The organism is Streptomyces sp. NBC_00414 (assembly GCF_036038375.1).
Classification (GTDB): domain Bacteria; phylum Actinomycetota; class Actinomycetes; order Streptomycetales; family Streptomycetaceae; genus Streptomyces.
The window spans coordinates 6,767,604-6,780,030 of sequence record NZ_CP107935.1 but is presented as its reverse complement, the minus strand read 5'-3'; the positions used below and the strand labels follow the sequence as shown (position 1 = coordinate 6,780,030).

Annotated in this window: 9 protein-coding genes and 2 tRNA genes; 2 read left to right on the top strand and 9 right to left on the bottom strand. The window is 68.7% G+C overall.

The features are described 5' to 3' along the window. Positions 1-148 precede the first annotated feature (148 nt). The 3 genes from OHS59_RS29505 to OHS59_RS29495 form a co-directional block, all read right to left on the bottom strand. Complete coding sequence (locus tag OHS59_RS29505) at positions 149-493, bottom strand: DUF4233 domain-containing protein (protein ID WP_328496378.1); 345 nt, start codon at positions 491-493, stop codon at positions 149-151. A gap of 3 nt (positions 494-496) precedes the next feature. Then, on the bottom strand, positions 497-2,002 hold the full coding sequence (gene folC, locus OHS59_RS29500) for a bifunctional tetrahydrofolate synthase/dihydrofolate synthase (RefSeq protein WP_328496377.1): 1,506 nt from the start codon (positions 2,000-2,002) through the stop codon (positions 497-499). Between the two features lie 290 nt (positions 2,003-2,292). Continuing rightward, positions 2,293-4,923: a valine--tRNA ligase gene (locus OHS59_RS29495; RefSeq protein ID WP_328496376.1), complete on the bottom strand. Its 2,631-nt coding sequence runs from the start codon at positions 4,921-4,923 to the stop codon at positions 2,293-2,295. Between the two features lie 135 nt (positions 4,924-5,058). On the opposite strand from OHS59_RS29495, the gene OHS59_RS29490 reads away from it, so the two are divergent. Further along, positions 5,059-6,000, top strand: a complete 942-nt coding sequence (locus OHS59_RS29490) for a hypothetical protein (protein ID WP_328496375.1) — start codon at positions 5,059-5,061, stop codon at positions 5,998-6,000. A 77-nt stretch (positions 6,001-6,077) separates the two neighbouring features. On the opposite strand, the gene clpX is transcribed toward OHS59_RS29490, so the two are convergent. The 5 genes from clpX to OHS59_RS29465 all read right to left on the bottom strand — a co-directional run bounded on the left by clpX (position 6,078) and on the right by OHS59_RS29465 (position 11,117). Next, on the bottom strand, positions 6,078-7,364 hold the full coding sequence (gene clpX / locus OHS59_RS29485; RefSeq protein ID WP_189777442.1) for an ATP-dependent Clp protease ATP-binding subunit ClpX: 1,287 nt from the start codon (positions 7,362-7,364) through the stop codon (positions 6,078-6,080). Between the two features lie 161 nt (positions 7,365-7,525). Further along, positions 7,526-8,203, bottom strand: coding sequence for an ATP-dependent Clp protease proteolytic subunit (locus OHS59_RS29480; RefSeq protein WP_328496374.1), 678 nt, complete (start codon positions 8,201-8,203; stop codon positions 7,526-7,528). 96 nt (positions 8,204-8,299) lie between these two features. Then, complete coding sequence (locus tag OHS59_RS29475) at positions 8,300-8,905, bottom strand: ATP-dependent Clp protease proteolytic subunit (RefSeq protein ID WP_328499411.1); 606 nt, start codon at positions 8,903-8,905, stop codon at positions 8,300-8,302. Positions 8,906-9,437: 532 nt separating this feature from the next. Next, positions 9,438-10,853 (bottom strand): trigger factor, encoded by a 1,416-nt coding sequence (gene tig / locus OHS59_RS29470; RefSeq protein ID WP_328496373.1) that lies wholly within the window; start codon positions 10,851-10,853, stop codon positions 9,438-9,440. 187 nt (positions 10,854-11,040) lie between these two features. Continuing rightward, positions 11,041-11,117, bottom strand: a tRNA-Pro gene (locus tag OHS59_RS29465). 153 nt (positions 11,118-11,270) lie between these two features. Here OHS59_RS29465 and OHS59_RS29460 point away from each other — a divergent pair. Further along, positions 11,271-11,341 (top strand) — tRNA-Gly (locus OHS59_RS29460). A gap of 127 nt (positions 11,342-11,468) precedes the next feature. Here the strand turns inward: OHS59_RS29460 and OHS59_RS29455 are convergent. Beyond that, on the bottom strand, positions 11,469-12,308 hold the full coding sequence (locus tag OHS59_RS29455) for an alpha/beta fold hydrolase (RefSeq protein WP_328496372.1): 840 nt from the start codon (positions 12,306-12,308) through the stop codon (positions 11,469-11,471). Positions 12,309-12,427 lie beyond the last annotated feature (119 nt).

Genomic DNA, 12,427 nt, shown 5'->3' with positions numbered 1-12,427 from the left:
GCAGCCGCGGCCCCGGAGGGGCCTTTCAGGGGCGCGGGGAACTGCGCGACCCGCCCCCACCGGACCCGCACCCGCAGCAACAAAGCCTGTCCGGCGCCTGAGGACAAAGGGGCCCGGGGCCACCCCGAGGAAAGGACGGAACCCCGAACTACCCACCCGCCCCCGCCTGCGCGGCGAACCGCGCCTTCGCCTCCTCCACCTTCCGCCCGTAGTGCACCGACGCCCACCACAGCGCGGCGAAAACCGCCCCGAGGAAGAACATCACCGGCACCACGAACCCGCTCGCGATCAGCAGGACCTGCAGCCCCCAGCCCAGCTGGACACCTCCCGGGCGCGTGATCATCCCGCACAGGAGCAGACACAGCACCATCGCGATCCCGCACACCGTCCAGACCGTGGCCATGGACAGATCGGGGTCCTTCATCGCCACGAGTCCGGCGAACCCGATCACGAAGAACTCACCGATCAGCGTCGAAGCACAGAGCGTCCGCACGGCTCAGCCCCTTCCCAGCAGCAGCCGGGCCTCGCCGACCGTGATGACGGAGCCGGTGACGAGGACGCCGCCGCCCGCGTACTCGGCCTCTTCCTCGGCCAGCGTGATCGCGGCCTCCAGAGCGTCGTCCAGCCGGGGCTCGACCTGCACGCGGTCGTCCCCGAACACCTCGACGGCGATCCCGGCCAGCTCGTCCACGTCCATCGCGCGGTGGCTGGAGTTCTGCGTCACGACGACCTCCGTGAAGATCGGCTCGAAGGCTTCAAGCAGCCCTCGTACGTTCTTGTCGCCGCTCGACCCGACGACGCCGATGAGCCGGCTGAAGTCGAAGACCTCCTGAACCGCCTCGGCGGTCGCGCGGGCGCCCGCCGGGTTGTGCGCGGCGTCCAGCACGACGGTCGGCGACTTGCGCACGATCTCCAGCCGGCCCGGCGAGGCGACCGACGCGAAGGCCTTGCGGACCGTGTCGATGTCGAGCGCCTCGGGCCGCTGGGACCCGACGCCGAAGAACGCCTCCACGGCGGCGAGCGCCACCGCCGCGTTGTGCGCCTGGTAGGCGCCGTGCAGCGGGATGTACACCGCCTCGTACTCCCCGCCGAGACCGCGGAGCGTCAGCAGCTGCCCGCCGACCGCGACCTGCCGGCTGATCACACCGAACTCAAGCCCTTCGCGGGCCACGGTCGCATCGACCTCGACGGCCTTCTTGAGCAGCACCTGCGCGGCGTCGACGGGCTGCTGGGCCAGGATGACCGTGGCGCCCTGCTTGACGATCCCGGCCTTCTCCTTGGCGATCTCCCCCGGGGTGTTACCGAGCCGGTCCGTGTGGTCCAGGTCGATGGGGGTCACCACGGCGACGTCCCCGTCGATCACGTTGGTGGCGTCCCAGCTGCCGCCCATCCCGACCTCCACGACGGCCACGTCGACGGGCGCGTCCGCGAAGGCCGCGTACGCCATGCCCGTGAGCACCTCGAAGAACGAGAGGCGGAACTCCTGACCGGCGTCGACCATCTCGACGTACGGCTGGATGTCCCGGTACGTCTCCACGAACCGCTCGGCCGGGATCGCCTCCCCGTCCAGGCTGATCCGCTCGGTGATCGACTGGACGTGCGGCGAGGTGTACCGCCCGGTGCGCAGTTCGAAGGCACCGAGCAGGGCCTCGATCATGCGGGCCGTCGACGTCTTGCCGTTGGTCCCCGTGATGTGGATCGAGGGGTACGCGCGCTGCGGCTCCCCGAGCACGTCCATGAGCGCGGAGATCCGGTCCACGGAGGGCTCCAGCTTGGTCTCGCCCCACCGCGAGGCCAGCTCGGTCTCGACCTCGCGCAGCGCCTTGTCGGCCTCCGGGTCGTCCGGGCGCCCGGGAATGTCGGACTGCGGCGCCGGGCCCTGCGTGCGCAAGGTGCGGCTGCCGGCCTCGATCACGGCGAGGTCGGGGTCGCGCTCCGTCTCGGCCTCGACGATCGCATCGAACGGATCGGACCCACTGCTGTCCTGCGGAAGCTCACTCACACACCCAGTCTACGGAGCCCCACCCCACCCCCCGTGCCAGGGCACGACCCATCCAGGCACACGAGAAAGGGCGCAGTCTTTTCCCTTCAGGGGCGCGGGGAACGGCGCAGTCTTTCGCCTTCAGGGGCGCAGGGAACGGCGCGACAAGCCATCACCGGCCCGCAGACACAACCCGGCCGGTTTTCAGGGGCGCGGGGAACTGCGCGAACGGCCCCCACCGGCCCGCAGCCGACGACGAACGCCCGAGGGCCCCGGGACCACCACGGTCCCGGGGCCCTCAAGAACAACACCTACGCCTGCGGCAGAGCCTCCAGCTGCGCCTGCAACCGGACGATGTCCTCGTCGGCCTTGGCGAGCCGCCCCCGGATCTTGTCCACGACCTGATCCGGCGCCTTCGCGAGGAACGCCTCGTTCCCGAGCTTGGCGTTGGCCGCGACCTTCTCCTTCTCGGCGGCGGCCAAGTCCTTGGCAAGCCGCTTCCGCTCCGCGCCCACATCGATCGTGCCGGAGAGGTCGAGCGCGACCTGCGCCCCCCCGACCGGCAGGGTCGCCGTCGCCGAGAAGTCGTCCCCCTCGGGCTGCAGCCGCAGCAACTGCCGGATGGCCGCCTCGTGCGGAGCGAACGCGGTCCCCTCCAGGGACAGCCGCGCCGGCACCCGCTGACCGGGCTGCAGCCCCTGGTCGGCACGGAAGCGGCGGACCTCGGTGATGACCTGCTGCAGCGCCTCGATCTCACGCTCGGCACCGGTGTCGCGGAACCCGCTGTCGGCGGGCCAGTCGGCGATCACGACGGACTCGCCGCCCGTGAGGGTCGTCCACAGCGTCTCCGTGACGAACGGGACGACCGGGTGCAGCAGCCGCAGCGTGACGTCCAGGACCTCGCCCAGGACCCGCTTGCTGACGTCGGCGGCGGCCCCGCCCGCCATGAACGTCGTCTTCGACAGCTCGACGTACCAGTCGAAGACCTCGTCCCAGGCGTAGTGGAACAGCGCGTCGGAGAGCTTCGCGAACTGGAAGTCCTCGTAGAGCGCGTCGACCTGGGCGACGGTCTCGTTGAGCCGCGACAGGATCCACCGGTCCGTCGCGGACATCCGCGACGCGTCCGGCAGCGGGCCTTCGACCGTCGCGCCGTTCATCAGCGCGAACCGCGTCGCGTTCCAGATCTTGTTGGCGAAATTGCGGGACGCCTGGACCCAGTCCTCGCCGATCGGCACGTCGGTACCGGGGTTGGCGCCGCGGGCCAGGGTGAAACGGACGGCGTCGGAGCCGTACGCGTCCATCCAGTCGAGCGGGTCGACGACGTTGCCGAACGACTTCGACATCTTCTTGCCGCGCTCGTCACGGACCAGACCGGTCAGGGCGATGATCTTGAAGGGGACCTCGCCGTCCATCGCGTACAGGCCGAACATCATCATCCGGGCGACCCAGAAGAAGATGATGTCGTGGCCGGTGAGCAGGACGTCGGTCGGGTAGAACTTCTTGAGGTCCGGGGTCTGTTCGGGCCAGCCGAGCGTGGAGAACGGCCACAGGCCGGACGAGAACCAGGTGTCGAGGACGTCGGTGTCCTGCCGCCACCCCTCGGCCTCGGTGCCCGGCGGCTGCTCGTCGGGGCCGACGCAGACCGTCTCGCCGTTCGGGCCGTACCAGATCGGGATGCGGTGGCCCCACCACAGCTGGCGCGAGATGTTCCAGTCGTTGAGGTTGTCGACCCAGTCGAAGTACCGCTTCGACATGTCCTCGGGGTGGATCTTCACCCGGCCGTCGCGGACCGCGTCACCGGCGGCCTTCGCGAGCGGGCCGACCTTGACCCACCACTGCAGGGACTGCCGCGGCTCGATGGTGGTCCGGCAGCGCGAGCAGTGCCCGACGCTGTGGACGTACGGACGCTTCTCGGCGACGATCCGGCCCTGCGAGCGCAGCGCGCCGACGATGGCGGAACGTGCCTCGTAGCGGTCGAGTCCCTCGAAGGGGCCGTGGACGGTGATGATGGCCCGCTCGTCCATGACCGTGATCGACTCCAGGCCGTGGCGCCGGCCGATGGCGAAGTCGTTCGGGTCGTGGGCGGGGGTGACCTTGACGGCACCCGTGCCGAACTCGGGGTCGACGTGCGTGTCCGCGACGACCGGGATGGTGCGGTCGGTCAGCGGGAGCTTGATGCGCTTGCCGATGAGGTGCCGGTAGCGCTCGTCGTCGGGGTGAACGGCGACGGCGGTGTCACCGAGCATGGTCTCGGCGCGCGTGGTGGCGACGACGAGGGTCTCGTCGCCCTCGCCGTACTTGATGGAGACGAGCTCGCCGTCGTCCTCCTGGTACTCCACCTCGATGTCGGAGATGGCCGTCAGACAGCGGGGACACCAGTTGATGATGCGCTCGGCGCGGTAGATCAGCTCGTCGTCGTACAGCTTCTTGAAGATGGTCTGGACGGCCTTGGACAGCCCCTCGTCCATGGTGAACCGCTCACGGTCCCAGTCGACGCCGTCGCCGAGCCGTCGCATCTGGCCCAGGATCTTGCCGCCGTACTCCTCCTTCCAGTGCCAGACGCGCTCGACGAACTCCTCGCGCCCGAGGTCGTGCCGGGACTTGCCCTCCTCGGCGAGCTGCTGCTCGACCTTGTTCTGCGTGGCGATACCGGCGTGGTCCATGCCGGGCAGCCACAGCGCCTCGTATCCCTGCATGCGCTTACGGCGGGTCAGCGCGTCCATCAGCGTGTGCTGGAAGGCGTGCCCCAGGTGCAGGGACCCGGTGACGTTCGGCGGCGGAATGACGATGGTGTACGGCGGCTTGTCGCTGTTCGCGTCGGCGGCGAAGTAACCCCGTTCGACCCAGCGCTCGTACAGCTTCCCCTCTACCTCGGCCGGCGCGTACTGGGTCGGCAGTTCGGGGGCGTTGGCTGGCGGCTGCTGCTGAGCGTTGTCGGTCACCCACCCAGTTTAGAGGTGTCACAGGCTTGCTCCGAAACTCGATTAATTGGTAACGGTGCGGCCCCCGGCGCCTCGGCCGTCCCCGCCCTGGGTGAGGATGTTCGGAACACATAAGTATCTGGAGGGGAACCCAGGATGAGCTACAACCAGCCGGGCCCGTACGGCGGGCAGCCTCAGCAGCCCGGACCGTACGGTCAGCCGGGTCCTTACGGCCAGCAGCCGCAGGCCCCCCAGCCCGGCTACGGCTACCCGCAGCAGGCTCCCCCGCCGCAGCCCGGCTACGGGTACCCCCAGCAGGCCCCTCCCGGAGTCCCGCCGCAGCAGCCCGGCTACAGCCAGCAGCCGCCCGGCGCCCCCTACGGCGCCCCGATGCCGCCGGCTCCCGGCGGGGGCAAGAAGAAGACGGGCCTCATCGTCGGCGCGGTGGCGGTCGTGGCCGCGATCGCGGTGGGCGCGTACTTCATCATCGGCGGCAGCAACGGCGGCTCCGCGGACGTCGCGGACGACGGCCCCCACAAGCTGACGACTCCGGCGACGGTGCTCACCGAGTACAAGAAGAGCAAAGAGGCCGACAGCGGCGGCTTCGACGAGAGCGACATCAAGAAGGCCGAGAAGCACGGCGTCAAGGGCGCCAAGGACGTCAACGCGGGATACCAGGCCGGGGACGAGAACAACCCGCTGGCTCTGCAGATGATCCAGTTCATGGGCGTGTACGGCGAGATCGACGACCCGGAGAAGGTCGTCGACGCCATGTTCGTCGACATGAAGGAAGGCGCCGAGAAGGAGAAGGACGAGGGCCAGGTCGTCGGCAGCCCCAAGAGCTACTCGCCCAGCGGCCTCGACGGCGCGGTCCTGAAGTGCCAGGAAACCAAGATCACGAACGAGGACGCCACGGGTGACGCGGCTACCGGTCCGTCCTCGATCAGCATGCCGGTGTGCATCTGGGGCGACCACAGCACGCTCGGCGTCATCATCAACATCGACATGGCCAACGCCATGGCGGGCAAGGGCGCCGACCTGCAGGCGGCCGCGGAACTGACGGCCAAGTTCCGCAAGGAAGTCCGCGTCAAGCTGTGAGCGACGCGTAGTCACGGCGAAGGGCCCCGGTCGGTGACCGGGGCCCTTCGCCATAACTTGCCGCTGTGCGCGCCCGCTTACGCGGTCTTCTGCTCCCCCGGGCCCCGGCCCCGCGCGTCGCGCGGGATGAGGGTCGGGTTCACGTTCGAGCGGACGACCTCCGAGGTGATGACGACGCGGGCCACGTCCTTGCGGGACGGGACCTCGTACATCACCGCCTGCAGGACCTCTTCCATGATGGCGCGCAGGCCGCGCGCGCCGGTCTGGCGGAGGATGGCCTGGTCGGCGATGGCCTCAAGGGCCTCACGCTCGAAGTCCAGCTCCACGCCGTCCAGTTCGAAGAGGCGCTGGTACTGCTTCACCAGCGCGTTGCGCGGCTCCACCAGGATCTGGAGGAGTGCCTCGCGGTCGAGGTTGTGGACCGACGTGATGACCGGGAGGCGGCCGATGAACTCGGGGATCATGCCGAACTTCACCAGGTCCTCGGGCATGACGTCCTCGAAGCGGTCCTTCGCCTCAAGTTCCTTCTTGGAGCGGATCGTCGCGCCGAAGCCGATGCCCTTGGCACCCGCACGGGACTCGACGAGCTTCTCCAGGCCCGCGAAGGCGCCGCCCACGATGAACAGGACGTTCGTCGTGTCGATCTGGATGAACTCCTGGTGGGGGTGCTTGCGCCCGCCCTGCGGAGGCACGGAGGCCGTGGTGCCCTCCAGGATCTTGAGCAGAGCCTGCTGGACGCCCTCGCCCGACACGTCGCGCGTGATCGACGGGTTCTCGCTCTTACGAGCCACCTTGTCGATCTCGTCGATGTAGATGATGCCGGTCTCGGCCTTCTTGACGTCGTAGTCCGCTGCCTGGATCAGCTTCAGCAGAATGTTCTCGACGTCCTCGCCGACGTAGCCCGCCTCCGTCAGCGCCGTCGCGTCCGCGATGGCGAACGGGACGTTCAGCATGCGGGCCAGTGTCTGCGCCAGCAGCGTCTTGCCCGAGCCCGTGGGGCCGAGCAGCAGGATGTTGGACTTCGCCAACTCGATGGCGTCCTCGCGGTTCTGACCCGCGCTGTTCTCGCCGGCCTGGACCCGCTTGTAGTGGTTGTACACCGCGACCGAGAGGGCCTTCTTGGCGGACTCCTGGCCTACGACGTACCCCTCGAGGAATTCGTAGATCTCGCGAGGCTTGGGAAGTTCTTCCCATCGCACCTCGCTCGTTTCCGCGAGCTCTTCCTCGATGATCTCGTTGCAGAGATCGATGCACTCGTCGCAGATGTACACACCAGGGCCTGCGATGAGCTTCTTGACCTGCTTCTGGCTCTTGCCACAGAACGAGCACTTGAGCAGATCGCCGCCGTCACCGATGCGTGCCACGGTGTGCTTCCCCTTCGCCTGGGAGACGCCGTAGGTCCAGCGGCTCCTGGTGCTGCCTTATGTCCGACGGTACCTTGCCGAGCCCCTCGTTCGGGCCCCCCTTGGCGCGGTTCACTTTGTCGTGAACCGCGTCAAGGAGCGGCAGACGATACAGCGATACGTCACGCGACCGCGGCGTTGTTCATCTTCCGGGTCGAGATGATCTGGTCGATCAGGCCGTACGCGAGGGCGTCCTCGGCCGTGAGGATCTTGTCGCGCTCGATGTCCTCGCGGATCTTCTCGATCGGCGTCGTCGAGTGCTTGGCCAGCATGTCTTCCAGCTGCGCGCGCATCCGGAGGATCTCGTTGGCCGCGATCTCAAGGTCCGATACCTGGCCGCGGCCGGTCTCGCTGTAGGGCTGGTGGATCAGTACGCGGGCGTTCGGAAGTGCCATGCGCTTGCCCGGCGTACCGGCCGCCAGGAGGATCGCGGCGGCGGAGGCGGCCTGACCCATGCAAACAGTCTGGACGTCCGGCTTCACGAACTGCATCGTGTCGTAGATCGCCGTGAGCGCCGTGAAGGAGCCGCCGGGGCTGTTGATGTAGACCGAGATGTCACGGTCGGGGTCCATCGACTCCAGGCACAGCAGCTGCGCCATGACGTCGTTGGCGGAGGCGTCGTCGATCTGCACGCCGAGGAAGATCACGCGCTCCTCGAACAGCTTCGCGTACGGGTCGTACTCACGGACGCCCTGCGAGGTGCGCTCGACGAAGCGCGGGATGACGTAGCGGGACTCCGCGCGAGGACCCGTGTACTCGGCCTGCGCGCGGTGGAGTCCGCTGCCGGGGAAGTCGTTCACTGTGTCTCCTGAAGAGCCTGATAAGGGCTGAGGCGGTCGGCTGGGGGCTCGGAGCGGCTGGTGTCGGCCTGCGCCGACGCCCGGTCGGCGCAGGACCTAGGCCGCCCCGGTACCGCCGCCGCCCGGCATTCCGGCAGCGGTGGGCATGATGTCGTCGATGAGGCCGTACGCCTTGGCCTCGATCGGGTCGAACCAGCGGTCCCGGTCCGAGTCGCGGGTGATCTGCTCCACCGTCTGGCCGGTGTGGAACGAGGTCAGCTCCGCCATCCGCTTCTTGGTGTGCAGCAGCCGCTCGGCGTGGATCTTGATGTCCGACGCGGAACCGGCGAGACCGGCCGAGGGCTGGTGGATCAGGATCTCCGCGTTCGGCAGCGCGAAGCGCTTGCCCGGAGTACCCGCGCTCAGCAGGAACTGGCCCATGGAGGCCGCCATGCCCATCGCGATCGTCACCACGTCGTTCTTGATGTACTGCATGGTGTCGTAGATCGCCATGCCGGCGGTGATCGAGCCGCCGGGGCTGTTGATGTAGAGGAAGATGTCCTTCTCCGGGTCGGAGGCAAGGAGCAGCAACTGCGCTGTGATCTTGTTGGCGATGTCGTCGTCGACCGCCTGGCCGAGGAAGATGATCCGCTCGCCGAGCAGCCGGTTGTAGACCTGGTCGCCGAGGCCACCACCGATGGGGTCGCCGGCGGCTGTGGGCATCAGATTCGTCACGTATCCACCTGCTCGTCTTACGACGGCGCCGGGCCGTCTACACGTCTTCTGCTGGGGGCGTGGGACCCCGTGTGCGCGCCGTGTCGGACGGCTCCGGGGACTCCCCTGCCCTCGTACTCATGGACCCTAACGCGCGGGTCCCTCCGGGGAATCCCGCAGAAGGAACTGTTCGCTGTGAGCGCATGCGCTCCGCCGGGTTCAGCAGGGAATACGCCGGGCTCGGCCCCCTCCCTCACGGGGAGGGGCCGGGCAGCTGCGGGTGCGGCCCCTCCACGGGCCGCAGCCGCCGATGTGCCGTCGGAGGCAGACACGGCTGCGACCCCGTGAGGGCGGGCCCGCGGACGCGGCTGCGGGCTCGTGGGGGCGGGCCGCGCAGTTCCCCGCGCCCCTGGGATGCCCTGACGGCCCCAGGGAGGCCTGCGGGATCCGGGGAGGGCCCGGGGAGCCGGTGACAGGCCTACGGGCCCCCAGGAAGCGTCCTGGGGGCCCGTAGTACGTACTGCGCGTGGCTACGAGGCGATCAGGCCTCGGTCTTCTCCTCGGACGCCTCGGCCTTGGGGGCCTCCTCGGCGTCGTCGGTGGAGTCGGAGGCGGCCTCGACGGTCTCGGCCGTCTCGTCCTCGTCCTCGTCGTCGAGGTCTACGACCTCGCCGTTGGTGTCCTTGACGGTGGCGGCCTCGACGACCACGGCAAGAGCCTTGCCGCGGGCGACCTCGCCGACCAGCAGCGGAACCTGGCCGCCTTCGACGACCTGCTGGGCGAACTGGTCGGGCGACATGTTGGAGGAAGCGGCACGCCGCATGAGGTGCTCGGTGAGCTCCTCCTGGTTGACGTTCAGCTTCTCCTTGTTGACGAGCTCGTCCAGGACGAACTGCGTCTTGATGCCCTTGACCGCGGCTTCCTTGGTCTCGGTGTCGAACTCCTCGGCCGTCTTGCCCTGGATCTCGAGGTACTTCTCCAGGTCGAGGCCCATCTGGCCGAGCTGGTGGTGCTCCAGGTTGTGCTTGCGGGTGTTGATCTCGTCCTCGAGGAGCTTCTCGGGGACGGGCACCTCGACGAGCTCAAGCAGCTTCTCCAGGACTCGCTCCTGGGCCTGCGTGGCCTGGTCGTACTGCTTCATGTTCTCAAGGCGCTTGCGGCTGTCCGCGCGAAGCTCTTCGAGGGTGTCGAACTCCGACGCGAGCTGCGCGAAGTCGTCGTCCAGCTCGGGCAGCTCACGCTTGGCGACCTGGGTGACCTTGACGGTGACCTCGGACTCCTTGCCGGCCGCCGAGCCGCCCTTGAGCTCGGAGGAGAAGGTGGCCTCGCCACCGGCCTCCAGGCCCTTCACGGCGTCGTCGATGCCCTCCAGCAGCTCACCGGAGCCGATGGTGTAGGAGACGCCGCTCGCGACGCCGTCCTCCAGGACCTCGCCGTCGACCTTGGCCTCAAGGTCGAGGGTGACGACGTCACCCTCCTCGGCGGCACGCTCGACGGGAGCGGTCGAGGCGAAGCGCTCACGCAGCTCCTCGACGGCCTTGTCGATGTCCTCGTCGCCGACCTCGACGGCGTCGACCTCGACCTCGATGCCGGAGTAGTCCGGGATCTCGATGGTCGGGCGGACGTCGACCTCGGCGGTGAAGTTCAGCGTCTCGCCGTCCTTCAGCTCCGTGATGTCGACCTCGGGCTGGCCGAGGACGTTCAGCTCGGCTTCGTTGACCGCGTCGGTGTAGAACTTCGGAAGCGCGTCGTTGACCGCTTCCTCAAGCACCGCACCGCGGCCGAACCGCTGGTCGATGACACGAGCCGGAATCTTGCCCTTCCGGAACCCCTTCACCGTGACCTGCTGGTTGATCTTCTTGTACGCCGCGTCGAGGCTGTCCTTGAGCTCCTCGAAGGGCACCTCGATGCTGAGCCGAACCCGGGTCGGGTTCAGGGTCTCCACGGCGCTCTTCACGGTTCGGTCTCCTTGGGGGCTGACTTCTTTGGGTTCTACTGACGGTCTTCGCCGGATTCGGCGGAGCCTCAGCGGACTGGCGGCCCTTGAGGGACGTAAAAATACAGACACACGGGCGCGCAGTTTGCATACTAGCCGCAGGCGGTACACGCCCCAAAAAGGTGATCTCGCCGGTGGTCCGGCACGGTGGTCGGGGTGGCGGGATTTGAACCCACGGCCTTCCGCTCCCAAAGCGGACGCGCTACCAAGCTGCGCCACACCCCGTCTGGTGCGACACGTAGGGTACATGCCCGCGGACCGTGCCACGCCCGCATTTCGCGGGGCGTCCCCGCCCATCGGAACGGGGTGTGCGACGAAGGCGTACGACCCGCTACGATGCTCCAGTGCCGCGCGTCACTGACCTGCGGTGCACTCTGTGCGGGCGTAGCTCAATGGTAGAGCACTAGTCTTCCAAACTAGCTACGCGGGTTCGATTCCCGTCGCCCGCTCTTCATGGTTCAGGGCCAGGCCCGAGGTTCACTCCTCCGCCTGGCCCTGACCTGTTTCCGGTCCTTGTTCCGCCGGGCCGGTCCCGGGTCCTCGGGACCCGGGACCGGCCGCGACGGTCTCGGCCGGTCAGTCGCCGAGGAACGTGAGCAGGGCGGCGAGGAGCCGGGCCGGGGCGTCCAGGGGTACGAGGTGGCCGGCGTCCGGGATCGTGCGCAGGCGGGCGCCGGGGATCAGGGCGGCCAGTTCCGTGCCCCTGGCGGGCGGGATCCAGGTGTCCTCCGCGCCCCAGCAGACGGTGACGGGCAGTTCCATCGAGGGGTACAGGCCCTGGATCTCGTCGGTGTGGGCCTGGTCGGCCTGGGCGATCTGCCGGTAGAAGGCCGCCTGCCCGGCTTCCCCCGTCCAGGGGGCGACCAGCCCGGCCAGGACGTCGGGCCGCAGTCCGCGATGGCTCGCGGAGCCCACGTACTCACGGACCAGGGCCTCGTGCAGCGGGGCCGGGAGCCGCTCGAAGACGTCGGCGTGCCCGGCGACCAGACGGAAGAAGGGCGAGCCCCAGGGCGCCAGCGCGACGGGGTCGACGAGCGCGAGGCGCCGGTACTCGGCCTTGTGCAGGAGGTGCGCGCGAAGGGAGACGCAGCCTCCGAAGTCGTGCGCGATCACCGAAGGCCTCGAAAGCCCCCAGACGCCGAGCAGTTCGGCGAACACCTCGCCCTGCGCCCTCAGCGAGACGTCCTGGCCGTCGCTCTTCGCGGAGGCGCCGTAGCCGGGCATGTCGTAGACGTGGACCCGGTGCCCCTCGGCGGCCAGCGCGGGGGCGATCTCGTGCCACACGTAGGAGGAGAACGGGGTGCCGTGCAGCAGCACCACCGGTGGACCCTCCGCCGGTCCGAGGCGGTCCCATCGGAGGGTGCCGATCGGGCTTTCCCAGCTTTCGCGCAACCGCCAGGCGGTCTCCCGGTCCACGTCTGCGAGCCCCTTCGACCGATTTCGATGGATCTCGATGGATCTCGATGGATCTCGATGGATCTCGATGGATCTCGATGGATCTCGGTCCGCCTCCGCCGGACGGGCGGCGGAGTCAC